Origin of the sequence: Sphingobacterium thermophilum, from assembly GCF_039541675.1 — a bacterium.
Lineage (GTDB): Bacteria > Bacteroidota > Bacteroidia > Sphingobacteriales > Sphingobacteriaceae > Sphingobacterium > Sphingobacterium thermophilum.
Map to the genome: position 1 here is coordinate 210,094 of NZ_BAABGR010000006.1, position 21,566 is coordinate 231,659.

16 protein-coding genes are annotated in these 21,566 nt (G+C 41.6%); 3 read left to right on the forward strand and 13 right to left on the reverse strand.

Annotated features, from left to right (window positions below; all coding sequences use genetic code 11):
- The first annotated feature begins 16 nt into the window (after positions 1-16).
- Positions 17-1,525, forward strand: coding sequence for a carbon-nitrogen hydrolase family protein (locus tag ABD873_RS02990; RefSeq protein ID WP_345064455.1), 1,509 nt, complete (start codon positions 17-19; stop codon positions 1,523-1,525).
- Between the two features lie 25 nt (positions 1,526-1,550).
- On the opposite strand, the gene asnA is transcribed toward ABD873_RS02990, so the two are convergent.
- The 3 genes from asnA to ABD873_RS03005 all read right to left on the reverse strand — a co-directional run bounded on the left by asnA (position 1,551) and on the right by ABD873_RS03005 (position 4,289).
- Positions 1,551-2,555, reverse strand: coding sequence for an aspartate--ammonia ligase (gene asnA, locus ABD873_RS02995; protein ID WP_345064458.1), 1,005 nt, complete (start codon positions 2,553-2,555; stop codon positions 1,551-1,553).
- Positions 2,556-2,710: 155 nt separating this feature from the next.
- Complete coding sequence (locus tag ABD873_RS03000; protein WP_039052915.1) at positions 2,711-3,037, reverse strand: HesB/IscA family protein; 327 nt, start codon at positions 3,035-3,037, stop codon at positions 2,711-2,713.
- A gap of 82 nt (positions 3,038-3,119) precedes the next feature.
- Entirely contained in the window at positions 3,120-4,289 is a 1,170-nt protein-coding gene (locus ABD873_RS03005) for a cysteine desulfurase family protein (protein ID WP_345064462.1), read from the reverse strand.
- 83 nt (positions 4,290-4,372) lie between these two features.
- Here ABD873_RS03005 and ABD873_RS03010 point away from each other — a divergent pair, with 83 nt between their 5' ends.
- Positions 4,373-5,209, forward strand: a complete 837-nt coding sequence (locus ABD873_RS03010) for a mechanosensitive ion channel family protein (protein ID WP_345064465.1) — start codon at positions 4,373-4,375, stop codon at positions 5,207-5,209.
- Here the strand turns inward: ABD873_RS03010 and ABD873_RS03015 are convergent.
- The 10 genes from ABD873_RS03015 to ABD873_RS03060 all read right to left on the reverse strand — a co-directional run bounded on the left by ABD873_RS03015 (position 5,206) and on the right by ABD873_RS03060 (position 19,868).
- On the reverse strand, positions 5,206-5,352 hold the full coding sequence (locus tag ABD873_RS03015) for a hypothetical protein (protein ID WP_197053482.1): 147 nt from the start codon (positions 5,350-5,352) through the stop codon (positions 5,206-5,208). The genes ABD873_RS03010 and ABD873_RS03015 overlap by 4 nt on opposite strands.
- A gap of 97 nt (positions 5,353-5,449) precedes the next feature.
- Positions 5,450-6,787 (reverse strand): glycerol-3-phosphate transporter, encoded by a 1,338-nt coding sequence (gene glpT, locus ABD873_RS03020; RefSeq protein WP_345064470.1) that lies wholly within the window; start codon positions 6,785-6,787, stop codon positions 5,450-5,452.
- Positions 6,788-6,801: 14 nt separating this feature from the next.
- Positions 6,802-7,710: a glycerophosphodiester phosphodiesterase family protein gene (locus ABD873_RS03025; RefSeq protein WP_345064473.1), complete on the reverse strand. Its 909-nt coding sequence runs from the start codon at positions 7,708-7,710 to the stop codon at positions 6,802-6,804.
- A gap of 78 nt (positions 7,711-7,788) precedes the next feature.
- Complete coding sequence (locus ABD873_RS03030) at positions 7,789-9,780, reverse strand: calcineurin-like phosphoesterase C-terminal domain-containing protein (RefSeq protein ID WP_345064476.1); 1,992 nt, start codon at positions 9,778-9,780, stop codon at positions 7,789-7,791.
- A gap of 75 nt (positions 9,781-9,855) precedes the next feature.
- On the reverse strand, positions 9,856-11,124 hold the full coding sequence (locus ABD873_RS03035) for a DUF5689 domain-containing protein (RefSeq protein ID WP_345064479.1): 1,269 nt from the start codon (positions 11,122-11,124) through the stop codon (positions 9,856-9,858).
- A gap of 15 nt (positions 11,125-11,139) precedes the next feature.
- Positions 11,140-12,606, reverse strand: a complete 1,467-nt coding sequence (locus ABD873_RS03040) for a SusD/RagB family nutrient-binding outer membrane lipoprotein (protein WP_345064482.1) — start codon at positions 12,604-12,606, stop codon at positions 11,140-11,142.
- An 11-nt stretch (positions 12,607-12,617) separates the two neighbouring features.
- Entirely contained in the window at positions 12,618-15,854 is a 3,237-nt protein-coding gene (locus tag ABD873_RS03045) for a SusC/RagA family TonB-linked outer membrane protein (protein WP_345064485.1), read from the reverse strand.
- 150 nt (positions 15,855-16,004) lie between these two features.
- A complete protein-coding gene (locus ABD873_RS03050) occupies positions 16,005-16,739 on the reverse strand; it encodes an MIP/aquaporin family protein (protein ID WP_345064488.1) in 735 nt (244 codons plus the stop codon).
- Between the two features lie 21 nt (positions 16,740-16,760).
- Positions 16,761-18,260 carry a glycerol kinase GlpK gene (gene glpK / locus ABD873_RS03055; RefSeq protein ID WP_345064491.1) on the reverse strand — a complete coding sequence of 500 codons (1,500 nt, stop codon included), beginning with the start codon at positions 18,258-18,260 and terminating at the stop codon, positions 16,761-16,763.
- A gap of 42 nt (positions 18,261-18,302) precedes the next feature.
- Entirely contained in the window at positions 18,303-19,868 is a 1,566-nt protein-coding gene (locus ABD873_RS03060; protein ID WP_345064493.1) for a glycerol-3-phosphate dehydrogenase/oxidase, read from the reverse strand.
- 128 nt (positions 19,869-19,996) lie between these two features.
- Between ABD873_RS03060 and ABD873_RS03065 the strand changes: the two genes are divergently transcribed.
- Entirely contained in the window at positions 19,997-20,764 is a 768-nt protein-coding gene (locus ABD873_RS03065; RefSeq protein WP_345064495.1) for a DeoR/GlpR family DNA-binding transcription regulator, read from the forward strand.
- The last annotated feature ends 802 nt before the right edge of the window (positions 20,765-21,566 follow it).

Consider the following 21,566-nt stretch of genomic DNA (forward strand, 5'->3'; position numbering starts at 1 on the left):
AAATATTATTCAATTTATGGATATTCATGTTCGATTGCTTTCGAAAAAGGATTATGCTGATTTGCGGAAATCCATGTCGAAGGCATATCATGGTATTGGAGGGATATGGTCTAAGGAAAATATTGTAGACCTTATAGATATCTTTCCTGAAGGTCAGTTTTGTGTGGAGGCCAATGGCCATGTCGTAGCTTGTGCGCTCTCCATAATAATAGATTCCAAAAAAACGTCTATTGAAGATTCTTATTTGGAAATCACGGATGATGGAAAGTTTACCAAGCACGACTACAACGGTGATACGCTGTACGGCATAGAGGTGTTCGTACATCCGGATTATCGTTCCCTACGACTCGGTAGAAGATTGTACGATAGCCGCAAGGAGCTTTGTGAGCAGATGAACCTCAAAGGCATAGTTGCCGGTGGACGTATTCCAAACTACTATAATTATGCGGATGAGATGAGTCCGCGCGTATATATCGAAAAGGTAAAACGTAAGGAAATATATGACCCTACACTTACCTTTCAGCTGTCTAATGATTTCCATGTGAAGAAAATCCTTAAGAATTATCTTCCCGGAGATTCGGAATCCAAAGAATTTGCCACCCTTCTGGAGTGGAACAACATTTATTACGACCCTAATGCCAGGGCTAGTTCAGCTACGAAACAAACCATTCGTTTGGGGTTAGTGCAGTGGCAGATGCGTCTTTTCGAAGATTTGGAAGATTTCTACGACCAAGTGGAGTTCTTTGTGGATGCGGTGAGTGATTATGGTGCCGACTTTATTATGTTTCCGGAATTTTTTAATACTCCGCTGATGCGCCCTTATAACGACCTTCCGGAGAGGATGGCCATGGAAAAGCTTGCCGGCTTCACTAAAGAAATTTCGGAGCGTATTTCTAAGTTTGCCGTCTCTTATAACGTAAATATCATTGCAGGCTCTATGCCCCTTTACGAACGCGGAAAACTATATAATGCCAGCTACTTGTGTCATCGTAATGGGCATGTAGACCAGTACCGTAAGATACATATTACGCCAAATGAACTCAAATATTATGGAATGGTGGGAGGTAACGAAGTCAAAGTGTTCGATACTGACTGTGGCAAGATCGGTTTATTGATTTGTTATGATGTAGAATTTCCGGAGTTAGGACGTATCTTGGCAGAACAGGGGATGAAAATACTTTTTGTTCCTTATATGACCGATACGCAGAATGGATATATGCGTGTACGGCATTGTGCACAGGCCAGAGCCATTGAAAATGAATGCTATGTGGCTATTGCCGGTTCTGTGGGCAACCTGCCGCATGTCAACAATATGGATATTCAATATTCACAGTCAGCGGTGTTTACGCCTTCGGATTTTGCCTTTCCGAATAATGCGGTGAAGGCGGAGGCTACCCCTAATGCCGAAATGGTGTTGATCGCTGACGTAGATTTATATGCTTTGCGCGACCTGCATGAATATGGGACGGTACAAAATCTCAAAGACCGCCGTAAGGATTTATATTCTGTAAAACTGTTGAAATAGAATGAGCTGCCATAGGCAGCTCTTCTTATAATAGGTATATATTTTCTTCCGTCAATTTTTTCTTTTTATGTTCGTCCCAAATGCTTACCTGCACTTCCCCGATGTGGGATAGTTTCAACATAAACATGCATACGCGCGATTGGCCAATCCCTCCACCTACAGATTCTGTGAGTTGATCAGTCAATAGCATCTGATGAAAGGCTAATGAGGCTCTTTCCGGACAGTTACGTATTTCAAGTTGTCGCTGAAGGGCTTTCTTATCCACTCGTATTCCCATAGAAGACAGTTCGAATGCACTTTGGATCACGGGGTTCCATACCAATATGTCCCCATTAAGTCCTTCGTAGCCCTCTTCGTTCGGTGTACTCCAGTCGTCGTAGTCGGCAGCACGCCCGTCGTGGGCAAAACCATTGGAGAGCACTCCTCCAATACCATAGATGAATACCGCGCCATAAGCTTTTGCAATCTCATTTTCGCGCTCTTTAGGTGTCAGATCGGGATAACGTTGCAACAGCTCCTCGGAGGAGATAAAAGTAATGTCTTCCGGTAGAACGGCTTTCAGATGTGGGTATTGGGCTTCTACATCTTTTTCTGTCTGCACCAGACATTGATAGATGGCTTTGACTGTCTGCTTCAGATAGCTTAGGTTTCTATTTTCCGGCAAGATTACTTTCTCCCAGTCCCATTGGTCTACATATATGGAATGTATAGGAGAGTAATCCTCGTCAGGACGCAAAGCACGCATGTCGGTGATAATACCTTCACCCGGTTCTAATTCCAGTTCTTTTAGACGAATGCGCTTCCATTTGGCTAATGAATGGACCACTACGGCACGCTGCTCGTTCAATGCTTTGATAGGGAATGATACCGGTCTTTCAATGCCATTAAGGTCATCGTTGATACCCGTGCCATCTAAGACAATTAAGGGTGATGAAATAGGAATTAGGTTTAGTGCTTTTTTTAGATATGTCGAAAAAGTATCCTTTACAAATGTTATAGCCTGCTCTCTTTTTAATAAATCTCTGCTCATTCAGTTATTAAATCTAATTGGTTATCTTTTGTGATAAATGTAATAAAATAATACAATATCAATCAAAATAATAATTGTAAAAAGTTTTTGTTGTGAATATAAAAAACAAGGAGCTGCATATATGCAGCTCCTTGTTTTTTATATTTTGTTGCTGCTTAAACGGAAAAACTTTCACCACATGCACATGTTCTTGTAGCATTTGGGTTGTGGAATTCAAATCCTTTTCCATTTAAGCCGTCAGAATAATCTAATTCTGTTCCTGCCAGATAGAGATATGATTTTATGTCGAGGCATATTTTTATGCCTTTGTCTTCAAAGATCTGATCGCCTTGTTTTTGTTCGTTGTCAAATTTAAGGTCGTAAGAAAGTCCGGAACATCCGCCACTCACCACGGCAACACGCACGAAATAGTTATCGTCGTACTGCTCGTCCTTCATAATCTGGAGGATTCTTTCTTTCGCTTTTTCTGTTACGGTAACCATAATTGTTAATCTTTTAAGATTGAAACAAAGTTCGTAAATAATTTGCAACGGACAATAGCAAAAGGTATTAATTTTGTCATTTTTATAAGAGGTTGGCCTTATACATCTGCCAGATTGGAGAGCTGTTTCGGATAGATTGTACTGCCATTTTTATCTTTTCAATGGCGCTGTCGAGCTCCTCTTTTGTGGTATATTTGGAAAGACTGAAGCGTATACTGCACAGCGCGTCTTCGGCATCTACGCCCATAGCTGTAAGTACATGGGAAGGTTCTCTATCTCCCGACACACATGCCGAACCCGATGATATAGCTATGTCAGGCAATTTGCTCATCAACTCCACACTCCGTACATATTTGAAAAGAATGTTGCTGGTGTTGCAAAGTCTTGGTACATGCGCTGCATGTATAGTCGTCTCCTCAATCTCGTCAATAAGTCTGTTTTCGAAATACTTTCTTTTCGCTTCGATATCACCGGGGGTGGCCTCACTGAGCATTTCAAAAGCTTTGCCCATACCCGCTATTGCAGCAGTGTTGTATGTTCCGCCACGCAGGCTATTTTCCTGTTTACCACCTGTGATGAGAGGTTCAATCTGTATGGGGCGGGACTTGCGTCGAATGTAAACACCACCGATACCTTTGGGACCGTGTAGTTTATGAGCACTAAAGCAACATACATCTATGCCCGAATCACCATAGGTGAAGGGTAGTTTGCCTATAGCCTGCGTCGTGTCGCTAAAAAAGATAACCTTCCGCTGGGTGGCTATCTTGGCGATTTCCTCAACGGGATGTATTACACCGGTTTCATTATTGGCATGCATGAAGCACATCAATATGGTGTCTGAGGTTATGGAACGTTCCAACTCTTCGAGAGAAATATTCCCATATTTATCTAAGGAAAGATAAGATATCCGGGCTCCTTTTTTCTGTAAAGCTTCCAAGGTGGATAGTACCGCTTTGTGTTCCGCTTTGGTAGTAATGATATGTTTTCCTAGATGTTGATATCTCTCCCAGATTCCCCGCAATACCATATTGATGGACTCTGTCGCGCCACTGGTAAAGAAAATTTCCTTTGTCGATACTCCAAAATATGCGGCAATCTGTTTTCTGGCGGTTTCCACAGCATGGTTGGCCGCACGTCCTAGTCTGTGCTGCAAGCTGGAAGCATTGCCATAGTCCTCCTTCAGGTAGGGAAGCATAGTGTCCAATACAGCATCATCCACCCGTGTGGTAGCATTATTGTCCAGATAAATCATACGATAAAGTTATCTAAAAACTAGGTATTATTCATTTGAAAGTTGTATATTCTTTGGATACAGAAAATTAATAGCAAGACTTTATGGAAAATTATGAAGGAAGAATTGAAAAATTAATAGACCTCTTAGTATTAAAAGTGCCGGAGATAATTGCGGGTCTATTAATTCTAATTATTGGCCGATACGTTATTAGCTTGATTTTAAAGATTGTAAAATCCAGGTTTGAGAAAAGGAATATCGATATTTCTATTCGAGGGTTTATTCTCAGTTTGTTAAAGTTTGTATGTTATACGCTTTTAATTCTAACCGTTGCTAGTACAGTAGGTATACAGACGACATCCTTTATAGCGGTATTGTCTGCTTTTGGCTTAGCGGTAGGGCTGGCATTGCAAGGAAGTCTATCCAATTTCGCGGGAGGGGTTTTGATACTTTTATTCCGCCCCTTTGAAGTTGGTGATTATATCGATAGTGAAAACGGCGCTAGTGGGACGGTGGAAAAGATTGATTTGTTATACACCATTCTTAGGGACGCCAATGGAATAAGTGTATTCAGTCCGAACGGCACATTGGCCAATTCTGTAATCAAGAATTATACAAAAATTACTTCAAGAAGATTTGAAATTGTAGTAGGGATAGGATACGATGATAATATTAAAGTCGCTCGAGAAGCGATTCTCCATATTCTTCATGCAGAAAAATCAATTTTGAAAAAACCGGCTCCAATAGTATTTGTGGGTTCTCTAGGGGACAGCTCAGTAAACTTGACGGTACGGGGTTGGATAAGCCGTGATGAATATTGGGATATATATAATCATCTTCAGGAGAAAATTAAAATGGCTCTTGATGAAAGAGGCATCACAATTCCTTATCCGCAAACGGAAATGCATATCAAAAATCTGCCAAAAGATATAGTCGGTTAATCCAAGGAACGGGTAAGCACATAGTAACGGTATGCTACTATCGCTAGTTGAAACTTAGATAATTTGGAAGGGTCTTTTTTGCTGTATTTAGGTAAGACCGCCTTATTGAAAGCATTTAGGATTTTGAAAAGTTTCTTCTTCATAAGTTCTGACTTGTGATATCTAATTTAACAAAAAAGTCTTGTGATATGTTCACAAGACTTTTTTGGAATATTAAGGAATATATATTTTGGTTAAACCTTATGCATTAAGGATTTCTTTTTCTTTTTTCCATGTAAAGGCGGTGAATACAATCGCTAGGATAGAGGAAGCTAAAATCACTTCGAAGGAAATATCCCAACCTTTGTTGTCTACCAACCCTCCAAGGGCCGCATTGGCCAACATATCTCCGATGAAATAGCCGAAGAGGCCTGTAAGCCCAGCAGCGGTACCTGCAGCTTTCTTAGGAACGAGATCTAGGGCCTGCACGCCGATAAGCATCACCGGACCGTAGATCAAGAAGCCTATAGCCCAAAGAGCAATATTGATAATCCATGGTGAAGAGCCTGGCGTAACCCAATAAAAGAATACGGCGATGAAGGTGGCTGCCATGAAGATAATGGTAACAGGAGCACGACGACCCTGAAACAGCTTATCACTCATGATACCACAAAGGATAGTGCCAGGAATTGCGGCAAGCTCATAGATAGAGGCTGCCCATGCGGCCTCCGATGACGAATAGCCTTTGGCCTCCTGCAAAAAGGTAGGAGCCCAGTTGACAATACCGTTTCTCACCAGGTAAACAAATGCATTGGCTATAGCGATAAACCAAAGCATCTTATTGTTGAAAACATATTTGAAGAAAATTTCTTTGGCAGTAAGCTCCTGTTCTTGGGACTCTTCATAGGTCTTCGGATAGTCGTTTTTGTATTTCTCGATAGGAGGTAAGCCACAAGACTGTGGGGTGTCTCTTACCGTTAGTACCGCAATAATGGCGAAAAGGATAGCCACTAAGCCCGGAAAATACAGTCTAGCTTGCCAATCAATAAATAATTCTACCCCGAGGATGGCTAAGGGGCCTACCAAGAAACCTCCTACGTTGTGCGCTAGGTTCCATATAGACATAGTCGTACCGCGTTCCTTGATCGAAAACCAGTGTACTACCACACGACCACATGGAGGCCAGCCCATCCCTTGGAACCATCCGTTAAGGAATAGAAGGATGAACATGACTAGTACGGAAGAGGTGGCGAAGGATGAAAATCCCATGAAAATCATCGTCAGCGATGATAATACAAGACCCAGAGCCAAGAAATAACGGGCATTGCTTCGGTCAGAAACATTTCCCATCATAAATTTACTTATCCCATATGCAATGGATATGGCTGACATGGCAAAGCCCAGCTCCGCCTTGGAATAGCCTAAAGAATCTTGTAAATCTTTGACAGCAAAAGAGAAGTTCTTACGAACAAAATAATAAGCCGCATATCCTAAGAAAATGCCTATGAAAACTTGAATTCTCAGCTTTCTGTATTCAGGATCTATACGGTGTTCTGGTAATAATTCTTTGTGTTTTGGTGGTTTTAAAAATCCTAACATGTTATCTTCTGTTCTTAAAATAAATTAGGGTAATCACTAATAATTCCGTCTACGTTCAATGCTTTTAGCTTCTCTATTTCTTCTTTAGTATTTACGGTCCAAGGAAGAACTTTTATACCCATGGCATGGGCATCTTTTACGAATTGCTCGGTTACGATTTTGTAATTAGGGCTGATAATGAAAGGTTTGAAACCTAACTCCTCTACCAACTCTTTAACTGTCTTGGTGTTTTTGGCGTCGATAAGATAGGATGTACGAACTGTTGGATATTGTTTGTTTATATATTGGATAGTACGTTTATCAAAAGACTGTATAACTGTTCTCTTGTCTATGCCTTTATCCAAAATGATTTTTAACATCAGGTCCGAAAATTCTTTTGGCTCAGGATGTGCCACATTGTCCTTCTTCTCATTACTTTTAGTCTCGATATTGTAAAACATCTTCTTGCCTTTGGAAGCAGCATATTTTTCTGCTTCGTCAATAAGATCTGATAGAAGAGCAATCTTTGTCGAAATTTTTCGCTGTTGAGGGAAATCCACATTGCCTTTTAACCCCAAGTCGAACTGCTGAAGTTGCTCGTAGATGTAATTATAGATCAATCCTTTATTGTCTTTTCCCTTTAATTCTAATCCATCACTGTAGGTCACGAATTTAGGATTGAGGAAATCATCGTGGTAAACTACTACTTTTTTGTCCTTTGTGATGTGGCAATCCATCTCCAAGGTGGTGACGATAGGGAAGTCTATAGACATTTTCATACCGCCGATGGAGTTTTCAGGATATAAGCCTCTACCACCACGGTGAGCTTCGTAAGAAAATTTAGGGAAGTCCACATAAGTATTACGCTCTTTTTTTACTGCACACGATGTGGTGGCAAGTATCAAAGAAACAATTGCTAATGATATTTTTAAAGGTTTACGCATAGATACTGATTTAAGTGTTCTAATATACATCAATAAAAAAGAATAAACATACGATGAAAGTATGTTTATTCTTTTTCGTTATTTCATTGCCGTATTAAACGTCTTTGGTCGGGTCATCGTCTCCTGATATTTATTGCCGTATTCATCTTCCACCGTAATTTCTATGGTCGATGTAGGGCTGGATGCCGTAACCAAAAATAAGTGTGACGTGTTGTTCGTAACAAAATCCGATGTAGGGGCCGCATTGGCATTCAGACGCTTCAGCTCATAAGAGATAATATGAAGTGGGTCTTTCTTATTCACGCGGCTAACGGTAAGGTTGTTGCCGTTTTCTTTCACGGTAATTTTCCAGTTTGGCTGATAACCCCATACATTGATTAGGATTTGGTTTTTGTCATTTACGACAGCATATTCTCCTGCATATTCGGCAACTTGCGGCTTATAAGTGGCATTGGCATTAGGAGCGAAGGCGTCCGCTGTGATATGAACTTTGTTAAGATCGTATGCTCTGAACTGATAGTTCTTATCGAAGCCTATGCTCTTGTAGTAGAATCTAAGGTCTTTGCCGCTATTTTCCATGACGCCATATCCTCCGGGACTGCCATCCTTGCTGATATGGTTGTCGGCATAGCCGGAGCGGCCTGTCCACCACCATGTAGCACATATCGCTGCGATATTGTATTCTGTCACGTTGGTGTTAGTACTGTTATTAGGCAGAATTCTGTAATTGTAGTGGGTATGACCACTAACTACTTTCACGTTTTCGAAGCCCGAAAGTGCGGACATGAAAGCATTGTAATTGGTAAGTCGGCTTGAATATACGTTGTTCACATTAGGGACGTTGTGCAGCGGAATGTGCATCACCACCACTATTGGCGTGGACTTATCGGTGATAGTGGCAAGGTCTGCTTTTAACCAGTCTATCTGATTTTGGGTTAATGTGGCATTATAGTTTCTGCTGCCTATAATTCCTAGACCACCGCCAGTGTTGATGTATATGATATTATCCAATACGATATAGTGTACCTTACCTAGATTGAAAGAATAGTAGGTAGGGCCGAAATTTTCACGGAAAGGTTTTTCAGAAAGGAAATCGTTTGCCACATAGGGGTCATTGTCGTGATTTCCCATAGCATGGAATATCGGAAAGTTAAAATCCTTGATAAGGTTCTTAAACTCCCTTAATCCAAAATTGTTGGAGTACCAATACTGATCCCATGTCTGGTCACCTACAGTAATGGCATAGAATTTTTTGTTTTGTCCCTTTACTTGATTAGCTAGCGTGGTTATATCGTTTACAAAACCGTTTCTGAATTGTGCAATGTCGTCGTTTCTGTTGGCGATATGCATGTCTGCCAAGAACGCTACGACATGATTTTCATTGTTGGCAGGGATAAGTTCGAAATCTACAAGATCTATTTTCTCCTTGCTAGAAGAGATAGGCTTGTAGAATTGAGGAATGGAATTTGTCACGGCAACTTCGTAATTGGAAGGTATAGATACGAAGACAAATCCATTAGTTTTGTTGGATGAAAGGTAATAGATACCATTTTCGTCCGTGGTGGTCACCGTCTCTCCGTCCGACACGACTACGTTTGGCACTCCTTTGCCTTGGCTATATACCGATCCTTTTATGTTCATTCCTTGCTTATCCGGAATATTGGCGTTAAAAACAATAGTAATGGTTGTTTCGCCGAGAAGTTTACTCTTATTGTCGCGTTGTATATATATTTCGTATGTATCAGCAGGAATGTTGTCTTTGGTTTCGACTACAATCTCATTGTCCTTGAGCTGTTTTATGGTGAATATATATTGTTGAGAAGAATTCCTTTTTTTCAGCAATATGACGTCGTTTTTTTCAAATCCTTTTCCTCCAATGGTGAATGTTTTGCTGTTGTCAATAAGGTAGGAAGAAGCTAAGGACAACTCGGTAATGGTTATAGGCTTTCCTGTTTCATCTGTAGGAGGGGTAGTAGTGGATGAACCGCCGTCTTTGCTACAGGAGAGAAATAAGGTTCCGAAAGCCAGCAGGAAGATGCTTAAAACGTGTATGAAAAAACGTGTCTTCATAATTGGTGTTTGTTAGGGTTAAAAATAGCTATCAGTCAGCTTGCGCTGACTGATAGCTTGATATAGGTTGCAAGTTTAGTTGTTCTCGAAGTATTGATAGATTGCAAAATCATCAACTCCCAAACGTCCGTTGGAAACGGTGTTGTTACTTGTTCCTAAGCCCAACTTGTTGATTCGGAAACGAACAGGCTGTTTGATATTCATCATGAATACGGCTTGTTTAGGCGTCTGACTTTGCGAGGTGGGGTGTGCGTCGCTGATAGGATCTCCTATACGATGCCATGTCTGTCCTTGATCTACCGAATACTCCAATTGGAATGTACAAGATTGATCCGTATAGTAGGAACCATACCAGAAGGTAACTTTCGAGGCACCATTAGGCACGTCGAAGTTCATCTGTGCCAACGCACTATACGAAAGGTTTTGCTGGAACCGTAAGGCCTGTTTTCCTGACACTATACGATCACGACCTGCAGTCTCTCCTTGAAGAACATAATATAAGTACCAAGTTCCTGTAGACATGGTCAACAAGTTTTGCGTAGTACTTACGTTATAACTTGTTTTACCTTGATATGGCTCCTCGAAAGTTTCTGGCCATCCTGGATACAGCTTACCCGAAGGATACAGCATGTCTTCAAATTTTTGTAGACGTAATTCAGGTCCTTCTTGAGACGCAATTACTACCCCTTGGAACGTAGCACTAGGAGAAATACTTTCATTAGCAAAAGACGCATTCTCTTCGGTCACCAAGTTGATTTTCTTGCCTTCTCCGTCGGCAATCTGTTTTTTACCCCTAAAAGTAGTGCCCGGTTGAGGCTCTGGGTCTACATCGGCTGTAACGTTGATGAGCTGAGCATCGAATAACTCAAGGTTATTCAACAATGCACCGATAGATACAGAAGTGTATTGTTTTTGGATGTTTTTCGCTACGACGGTAGGCTGGCTTGGAAGATTGTCTATAATCAATCTTTCGTTCTCCTTAACCAGACGTGCACCTATCAAATCCACACGTATAGAGTCCCCGAACTGATAGTCCGTAGGGTTGTTCACTTTCACCAAAATACCTCTGGATTGACCTCTCCACTCGCTTTGCACGGCAATCAATCCTTCAGGGAGGTTTTTGGTTGCAGGGTTAGAAACTACTACCCCTGCAGTGTATTTAGAGCCATCAATGACATCTGCATTGATATTGATAGGGTTAGATCTGTAGATCGATCTTAAGCGGAAGATTGAGACCTCAGGACTACTTTCAGCCCCATCGGCTGCATAGTTTTTATCTTCACTAATACATCCTGTAAATAGGGAAGATAAACATAATATCGATAGAATAAGTTTTGATTTCATAATTCGTTCTATTTATTAAGGTTGCCACCACATTTTACCATTGATATCGTCTTTACCACCCAGACGGGCTACAGCATCCTCATAGTTAGCTCTGTTTAGCGACTGTACAATTAAAGGATAATTCAAACGTACAGGCATATTTCCACCATTCAACAGACCAGGTCCTTTATACAAATCCAACATGCCGTTTGTTCTTCTGTATTCGTACCATTGTTGGAAGTCTGTGAACAGCATGGAGAAATAACGTTGAAGATATACTTTCTTCAATTGGTCTGTCTGGTCATCGGTCTCTAATAAGTTAACGGCAGGGTTGTTGAAATAATCGTTAGTAATTGTCTTATCCCAGAACGCAATGGAAGCGTTAACTCCATTTCTATAATAGGTATCTGCATTGCCGGTGATGTAACCTTTGATAGCCGCTTCGGCAAGGATAAACTGTAGCTCGGCATAGTTCATGATGTTACCCAAGCGAGGTTCAGTTTTAAGTGCCAGCTGAAGGGTAGACTGTCTGTCTGGAACAGAACCTTTTGGATAACCGCTCTGCATACCGGAATAGAAACCTAATGATGCTTCTGTTGCCCATACCGGTAGGCGAGGGTCTTTAAGATCCAACAAGCTGTTGATGAAGAATTGCGAATAACCTTTATCGCCGTTGAAGTCATAGTCGCGGGCGTTATAGAACTGTGTCACATAAGGTAGTGAGCCGGTGAAGTAAAGTACTGCCGAATCGTCGTTGCTAGCCATCAACGGATATGTTGAAGGGTTGCTTACGATTTGTGTGATTTTAGATACCGCATCGATGTCCGATTTGTGAGCCACACGCATCAACAAACGTAGGTAGAGCGAGTTACCGAATCTTCTCCATTTGTTGGCGACACCACCATAGATTGGGTCTGTACTAGCAAGGTCCGATGGAAGGTTAACATTGGCCGATAGCAGTACATTGGCCGAATCCAGTTTACGGAATAGGTCTTCGTAGATGTCTCTCTGTGCGTCAAATTTAGGTGTAGTGTTGCCATATTTTCCTAGGTTACTTTCGAAATATGGCACATCACCAAACATGTCCGTGATAAGGGATGATACCCAAGTGTCCAAGATTAAGGATATTCCTTGGAAAGTCTGGTAACCTGCCTGCTGACCATGTTCTGCAGTCTCATAAATATCACGGAAGTTGGTCAGCTGAAGATACCAGTTTCTCCAAAGTGGTTCCGACTCTGATGGACGTACTTCATAGCGCTGAAACTCACGAGAGTCTACCAGCGTTACTGTCACTTGCATGAACTCGTTGTTGATTCTGAAACAACGGTCCAAGTTAGAGTTGATGGTTGACACTAACGCCGGCGCCAACAAACTCTGAGGGCTTGCCGCCGTACTGGCGTTAGGGTTTGTATTTATCTCCACAAAATCCTTAGTACAGCTGGTACTAAGTGCAAGCATTGGGAGTACAATACCTAGATATGATAGTTTCTTTAAAATTTTCATGGCCATAAATATTAGAACGAGAACGATAAGTTAATACCAAAGTTACGTGTTGAAGGGAATTGGGCGATTTCTGCACCTTTTTGAATATTATCCCCTGTCAACGAAGCGAATTCCGGATCGAATGCCGGCCAGTTAGAGAATACTAACAAATCTCTTCCGTAGACACCAATAACAGCTTTTTGAACTTTAAGTTTGCTAGTGATGTCTTTAGGGAATGTGTAATCAAAACGTACTTCACGTAGCTTGATAAAGTCGGTAGAGAATGTGTTCGCTTCCAACTGATCACGGTTGAAGTGTGCGTAGTAGTAATCTCCCGCATCTACCACTTTGGTGTTTGGAGCCCATCCTCCGTTGCCATCAGACACTACACCTTTACCTATGATACCGTTCATACGGCCAGGAAGAGTCTTTTTAAGTTTTCCTTCTTCCATCAGTACGGCATGTGTCAACGAGTAACCTACACCACCTTTTTGACCGTCGATAAGGATGTTAAGTTTGAAGTTTTTGTATCTGAATTCGTTACCGAATCCCCATTTGAAATTAGCGTTGGCATTACCTAAGTAAATCAATTCCGATGACGCTAATGGGAATCCGAATTCGTCATATACGATATCTCCGTTTTCGTTACGGACGTATCCGAAACCGTATAAGTCTCCGAATTTACCACCAACACGAGCTTCTACTGTACCACGGCTACCGAAGATAGTAGACAATACGATGTTATTTACACTGTCCGCAAGGGAAACAATCTCTGTATCGAACAGGTTGAAGTTTCCGTAAGGTTTCCATCTGAAACCGTCTTTCTTCTTGAATACGTCGTACGAAGCAGAAAACTCGATACCTTTGTTGGCCACATTACCGCCGTTGATTACTTGCCAACGGTAACCACTTGATGGATCTATAGGCACTTGAAGGATTTGGTCATAGTTGTTTGCTTTGTACACTGTCAGATCTACATTCAGTCTGTTTTTGAACATTCTGAAGTCTGTACCTAACTCATACGATACCTTGTTTTCATGTTTTAGGTCTAAGTTAGGTATAACCTGAGGGTTTCTTAAACCTGGAGAGAAGTTATCTGCTACATCATACGTATAGGAGTTTAGGTAACTCTTGTCACCACCACCACCGACGCCGGCAGCTGAGAAACGAAGTTTCCAGAAAGAGATGTTTTTAGGAAGCTCGAACAAGTCGCTCAACACCGCACTCATGTTGAAAGAAGGGTAGAAGAAGTGAGGTACCTTGTTCGTAATAGGTGACGCAAGAGTACTTGCCCAGTCAACACGACCTGTGAAATCCCAGAATAACCAGTTTTTGTAGCTGAAGTTAGCCATACCGAACACACTGTGTACAGCGATTTCTGAACGGTAAGGGTTATATGTTAAGTTTTCAGCCGAGTTTGAGAAGTTGTAAACATTAGGGTTTACAAGCTTGTTGGTCGCATAGTCTGTTTTATCATACTTTCTGTTCATGAAAGCACCACCGGCACTTACCGAGAATTTGAACACCTCTCCTTTATCATTGTTGTATTTCAACAAGAAGTCGGAGTTCATCTCTTGGTTGAATACGTTTTGCTCTTTGTAAAAACCTTGAGCATAGCGATAGGTGTCGAATGGTCTACGTTGTTTACGTTTGTCGAAGCTGAAGTCAATACCTGTTCTAGCCATGATGCTGAAGAAGTCATTGAACTTGTAGTCGACTTGAACGTTACCTATGAAGTGATGCTTATTCTGAGCGTTGAGCATTTCATAAGCAATCACGTATGGGTTGTCTAGTAGGTTGGAGAATGGGGTGATCTGCTCAATACCTTCTCTGTCTGGCAACCATCCCGGTTTGAACCATTCCGTATTGAAGTTAGGAACCATACCTCTTATGAAATACATATAGGTTTGGTTGTTATAACCTGTATTCGGAAGGTTGTCACTGTTTCTATTGTTATATGTTAGTTTAGGTGAAATAGACAACTTGTCACTTAATTTGTGAACCACATTTACAGCCACACTGTTTCTTTGATATCCTGTGTTAGGAACGATCCAGGAGTTATAAACGTTGGTATAAGATACTCTGGCTGTTGTAGAGTTGTTACCTCCTGAAACCGAAATAGAGTTTGTGGTTGTGAATGAAGGGTCAAACAGCTCTTTTCTGTTGTTAGGATAGGCTTGCCATAAGGTACGCTCCGGTGGAGTGGTACGGTAATATCCAGGTGTATATTGATAATACATCTGGCCGTTAAATTTAGGACCCCACGCAGAAGAAGTACTATATGTACTTGGACCATCGGCCGATTGACCGTAAGAATAGTAAAGGTCACCACCGGCACCTCTTACCCCTTGTCCGTATTCATATTGATAATCCGGCCAACGGTTGATCGTTCCTACAGAAGTGTTAGAGTTTACTGTTATGCCTAATCCTTTTTGGTTTTTCTGTCCCGATTTGGTAGTGATGATGATCGCTCCACGAGCACCACGGTAACCATATAGGGCTGAAGCTCCAGGACCTTTCAGAATCGATATAGACTCTATGTCGTCTGGGTTAATGTCGGCTAAGCTAGTACCGAAGTCTACCGGAGAGTCGGCATCTTGATAGTTGCTGTTACCGTTACCTGTCATTTGAGTACCTCCACCCATTACTACACCATCCACAACGATTAATGCACCATTTTCACCACTTAGAGAGGTCTCTCCACGAAGGATAATCTGGTTGGTACCAGCAGGGCCACCACCTGACTTCACAAGGTTAAGTCCTGCTACTTTTCCCGACAAGGCTTCAGTCCAGTTGTTTGCCATAGCGTCAGTCAGCTCTTCGTTATTAACCGTAGTAACGGAATATCCCAAGGCTTTCTGTTCACGTTTGATACCTAACGCCGTAACAACTACCTCTTCGATATCTTGGCTGGAATCTTGAAGAGAGATAGTGATATTGCTTGCGCTTTGATTGAATTTCTGTACATGCGTGGTGTAACCTATCAACGAAAATCTAAGCTCCGCACCAGCTACGGCATCCACCACGAAGGAACCGTCAGCCTTGGTCGAAGTAACTGACTTGCCATTTACATAGATGGATACATTAGATAGAGCCTGATTAGTGTTGGCATCAACCACTTTACCTGCTACTCTTATGGTTTGTTGTACAAACTTTACTCTATCCTTGTTGTACGTTGCTGCATAAGCAGGCCCCAACAGAGGGCAGGCAGCAAATGCCATAAGAAGGATTTTGGTACGAAAAGATTTGTGCTCCTTTCTCCGTTTCATTTTTTGTATCATAGGTCTAATTGTTTATTTTTTTGCTAAAAGTGCAAAGCCAATATTAGCATAATGTTATGCTAATATTAAGCTATAATATTTGGTTATCCTTTTGGTTTTAGTTATCTGTTTGTTTTAAATATCTTTTTATTTCCTCCTTTATTTAATTATTGCCGAGTATAGAAGTGTTGCTAGAGCTGCTCCCAACATAGGACCTATTACCGGTATCCAAGCATATTCCGCATTGAAAGAAGCCTTGTTTTTTATAGGCAGCAAGGCGTGAATAATGCGAGGTCCTAAATCCCTTGCCGGATTTATAGCATAACCGGTAGTTCCGCCTAAAGATAAGCCTATGGCCCACACCAAGAATGCTACAGGCAGCGCTCCTATAGAGCCTAAACCTATAGTTGTTGGGGTGTCTTGATTAAGCGTAGCGTCCTGGAAATTTAGAATCGTGAAAATTAGTACAAAAGTACCTAACGTTTCACTCAACAAATTTCTAGGAAGATTTTTTATAGCTGGAGCAGTACAGAAGACAGCTTGTTTGGCATGCATATTCTCTGTCTGATCGAAATGGTCTTTGTACATAGCCCATACGAAAAACGCTCCTGTCATGGCACCAGCAAATTGAGCTGCCATATACTGAAGAGCTGTGCTGAAATCCATCTCTCCGCTCATGAGCACAGAAAGGGTTACCGCACAGTTAAGGTGAGCTCCACTATATGGAGCGGCTATGTTTACGCCCACAAACACGGCGAGAGCCCATGCTGTGGAGATAACTATCCAGCCGGAATCGTTTCCCTTGGTCTTGTTGAGTACTACGTTGGCCACAACACCTCCTCCCAAAAGAATCATTACGGCTGTACCAAGATATTCTGCTAATATTGGTGTCATAATTTCGTGGTTTTAAAATTATTACTTGTAATTAGCCCAAAACTTTACAGTCTCGGTCGCTCGTTTCCATTCTTTCAATGCAGCAGCATATTGTCCTTCGTCTTTGCGGAAATCAAAAACTTTGTCCTCTTTCCATAAAGTTTTCAATTCCTCGATATCCTTCCAAAAGCCTACTGCCAAGCCGGCCAAAAAGGCTGCTCCCATAGCTGTAGTTTCTGTCACGGCAGGACGTATAACTTTTGTCTGGACAATATCAGCTTGATATTGCATGAGGAAGTTGTTGTTGGTAGCACCTCCGTCGACCCGCAATTCCTGAATCTTACTTCCGGCATCATTTTCCATGGCTTTGAGGATGTCATAGGTCTGATAAGCAATGCTTTCCAGAGCCGCACGAGCGATATGAGCATCGTTGGAACCTCGCGATAGCCCTACGATGATGCCTCTGGCATTAGCATTCCAATGCGGAGCACCTAAACCTGAAAAAGCCGGCACAAGGTACACACCGTTGGTGTCCGATACACTTGTTGCCAGCTTTTCTACTTCAGCAGATGTTTTAATTATTCCCAGTTCATCTCTAAGCCATTGTACTACAGCACCACCAATGAAGATACTTCCCTCCAAAGCATAGTTTACCTGATCTCCTATTTTCCAGGCGACGGTAGTTACCAGCTTGTTTTTCGAGATGACCGGCCTATTTCCTACGTTCATCAACATGAAGCAGCCGGTACCATATGTGTTTTTCGCCATGCCTTGTTCGGTACAAAGCTGTCCGAATAAGGCAGCCTGCTGGTCTCCGGCAATGCCTGCAATAGGTATGTTGACGTTTCCTATTTCTAATGAGGTATGCCCGTAAAGTTCGGAACTGCTACACACTTGTGGCAGCATAGATTTTGGAACTTCAAAAAGTTCCAGCAACTCGTCATCCCATTCCAATGTGTGGATGTTGAGTAGGAGGGAGCGAGAGGCGTTGGTCACGTCAGTGACATGCTTTTCTCCCTTGGTAAGGTTGTATACCAACCATGAATCTACGGTGCCGAATGCCAGTTCTCCTCGGTCAGCCATTGCTTTGGCCCCTTCCACATTATTCAGTATCCAATGGATTTTGGATGCCGAGAAATAAGAGTCTATCAGCAATCCGGTCTTTTCCTGAATAAGTTTATCAAGACCTCGATCTGCTATAGCTTTACAGTAGTCTGCGGTACGTCGGTCCTGCCAAACTATAGCATTGTATATCGGCTTTCCGGTTTTACGGTTCCATACAATAGTGGTCTCACGTTGATTGGTGATACCTATTCCTTTGATAGCTTCAAGCTTGACGTTAGCTTTCGCTATAACTTCGGTCATCACTGCTAGCTGCGTGGACCATATCTCTTGCGGATCATGTTCTACCCACCCCGATTTAGGATAAATCTGAGTGAACTCCTTCTGCGCTATCTCTACAATTTCTCCCCTATGATTGAAGAGTATAGCTCGGGAGCTTGTGGTACCTTGATCTAAGGAAAGAATAAATTCTTTCTTCATATCGTAATTTAGTTTATTGGTTATCTTTAATGTAATTGAACACTAGAGCGTGTAATTTGCTACTAGATTTTTATAGCTTTCAAGCTGTGCATCAATCCAAGCCTGATCTTTGCCCAACTCTTGAGCCATAAGCTGTGCCACACGTGGTGCAGCCTGCAATGATGCCTTAGCATCTAACAGTAAGAAGCGTACCCGTCTAGCCAAGAAGTCTTCCACATTGTAGATCATTTCGTTGCGGCAAGACCATATTACTTCTGCCTCAATAAATTCAAAGTCCGGATGTAATTTGTTGCCTAAGCTTGGATTTTCTTTTACCAATGCTTGGATCTTTTCTGCATCGCTGCCGTATACCTGCCAGTGTCCTGCTCTCTTTTCTGTAGAATAGCCGTGAATAGGCAGGTGGGGTGTCTTACAATCTTTAGGAATTAATTTTCCTACAGCAATAGCCATGTCTACTGTTTCTTCGGCCATCTTGCGGTATGTTGTCCACTTACCTCCGGTGATGGTGATAAGATCTGAGTCGCTCTTTATTAGTTTGTGGTCGCGAGAGATCTCTTTTGTGCTGTTACCATCGTTATCCTTAGGTGCGGCCAAAGGTCTTAAACCCGCAAATACACTTAACACATCCTTACGTGTAGGAGGGTTTTCCAAATAGTCAGCAGCTGTATTAAGGATAAATTCAATTTCTTCTTCCAGAGGTCTTGGTTCTATTTTGTGTTCATTCAGCGGAGTGTCGGTAGTTCCCAACAATACTTTGTCATGCCATGGCACACCGAACAATACGCGGCCATCGCTGGTTTCGGGAATCATTAGTGCATCTTCCTTACCCAAGAATTTTTTATCAATTACGATGTGTGTACCTTGTGAAGGTCGAACCAAGTTTTTATGTGTAGCAGTGTCCAGCTTTAAGATATCATCCACGAAAATACCTGTCGCGTTGATGACAGCTTTTGCTTTTACAGTATATTTTTTGTTTGTATCTCTGTCAACGAATTCGATGCCTTCCACTTTACCTTCTCCGTTTTTGAGTATGCCTGTAACTTCAGCATAGTTTAATATGGTAGCGCCATGTTCACACGCTGTTTGGCCCAAGTTTAATGCCAAGCGAGCATCGTCAAACTGACCATCAAAATATTGAATACCACCGATCAGATTCTTTTGGTTTACTTTCGGAAGCTTATTAATTACTTCTTTTTTGCTTAATAAAGTTGATTTCCCAATACGAAGTCTTCCGGCCAACCAATCATAAAGTTTCAGACCTATAAGGAATTTATATTTGCTGAATATATTATATGATGGAATGACAAAACCTTGTACAAATGAGACGTGAGGCGCATTTTTGAATATCAAACCACGTTCTTTCAACGCTGAAATCACTAATTTTACGTCTCCATTAGCCAAATAGCGGACCCCACCGTGTACTAGCTTTGTACTCTTACTTGAAGTTCCTTTCGCAAAATCGTGTTTTTCAATAAGTAGTGTTTTATATCCACGCGAGGCAGCGTCTACGGCTATACCTAAGCCTGTAGCCCCACCACCTATAATCGCTATATCCCATTCTTTGGTGTTTTCAATTGTAGATAAAGAATCGTTTCTGGTAAATTTCATAGCAAAATGATTGTATTGTCTTTCGGTTTTAAAGTAAAATTAGAAAAAAATGAAAATAAACGAAAGAAAATGAAGATAATATTTTTTTATTTTGGTTTGCTAGTCTATTTTATATTATATTAGACTATATGAATAATGTCGAACGTCACCAGCATATTATAAGGCTAGTAAACAAAAAAGGCCATGTTTCCGTAGTGGAACTGTGCGATATCTTGGGAGTTTCTTCTGTAACAATCCGTAAGGATTTGCAGTTTTTGGAAGACTCAGGTCTGGTGTACCGCACACACGGTGGAGTCACCAAGCAAAATCCCTATCAGACCGATAGGCCGGTAATAGAGAAGGAGAAAATCCATGAGAAAGAGAAGCAGGCTATAGCCAGGGCGGCATCCAAATTTGTAACTGCAAACGATTCAATCATCATAGGGTCGGGAACTACCACGCAGTTCTTGGCTAGGGAAATAGTACCGCAGGGCCATCTTACCGTCGTGACGTCGGCATTGAATGTGACTTTTGAATTGCTTAAGCATGCCAATGTGGAAGTGATACAGCTCGGGGGCTCTGTACGACACACTTCTTCTTCGGTGACGGGACTTTATGCGATGCAGATTCTGGACCAGTTTTACTGCTCCAAGCTGTTTCTTGGTGTAGACGGTATCGATTTGGAATATGGTATATCTACCACCAGCGCTCAGGAAGCCCTACTCAACCAAAAGATGATTTCTGTAGCCCATCAAGTTATTGTCCTTGCTGACTCTAGTAAATTTGGGCGTAAAAGTTTCGGAAAGATAACGGATTATTCGCAGATAGATGTCATCATCAGCGACGACATACCGAAGCCTTATTTGGACCGATTTGATTCTTTAGGGATTCAGACTATCATTTGTGGAAAAGGATAATGCGGCACTTCATAAACACAAAAAGTGAAGGAATTTCCTTCGCTTTTTGTGTTTATATCTTTATGGATATTAGAATTTTGTTCCTATGGTAATTAAAGCGTTTGTTTTATTGTGCTTTAAGTTGGCGATAGGCTCATAAATTCCTCTGTCTATCCAGAAATTACTTAAAGTATAAGGAGCCACACTATAAGAATTATAGTTGTGAACCACTGCGAAATCCAGATAAGCCGAATTACTCAACTTAATTCCTAGTCCCAAGCTTGCATTAAGGTTGGTCTCTTCGGAGCCTTTGAATGCGTTGCCGAAGTAGTTGAATCCGGCGCGGCCACTAAGGATATTATTAAATAGATATTCTCCTCCGAGTCTAAGATTCCAAGTACCTTTCAACGATTCTTTAATGCCATTATTAATTTCTCCATACACATCCGCTCCATATTTTACAGAATAAGTGGTGGTATTATATGCCACGTATTCTATTTCTGCAGTTAAAAGGCCTCTGCTGTGAAATTTGGTAGCTCCCACAGAAAATTTCCACGGAGTATTCATGTAATATTCGCTTTGGCTTGAATACAGGTTGGATTCATAAGAACTTAAAGGTGTGGAAGAGGTGGCATCTTCGTAAAAATCCACATCAGTAAAAGCTTCCGTTGACTCATTAATGGTAAGCCAAGTAGGTGTTGTAACTGTCAAACCAAAATTGATGTCCGCGGTAGGTTTATAGATTAAGCCTAATTTGAAATCTATACCTTTGCCTTCTGTGTTTTGCCAATACTCGTCGTATAGCTCATAATTCTTGTCACCA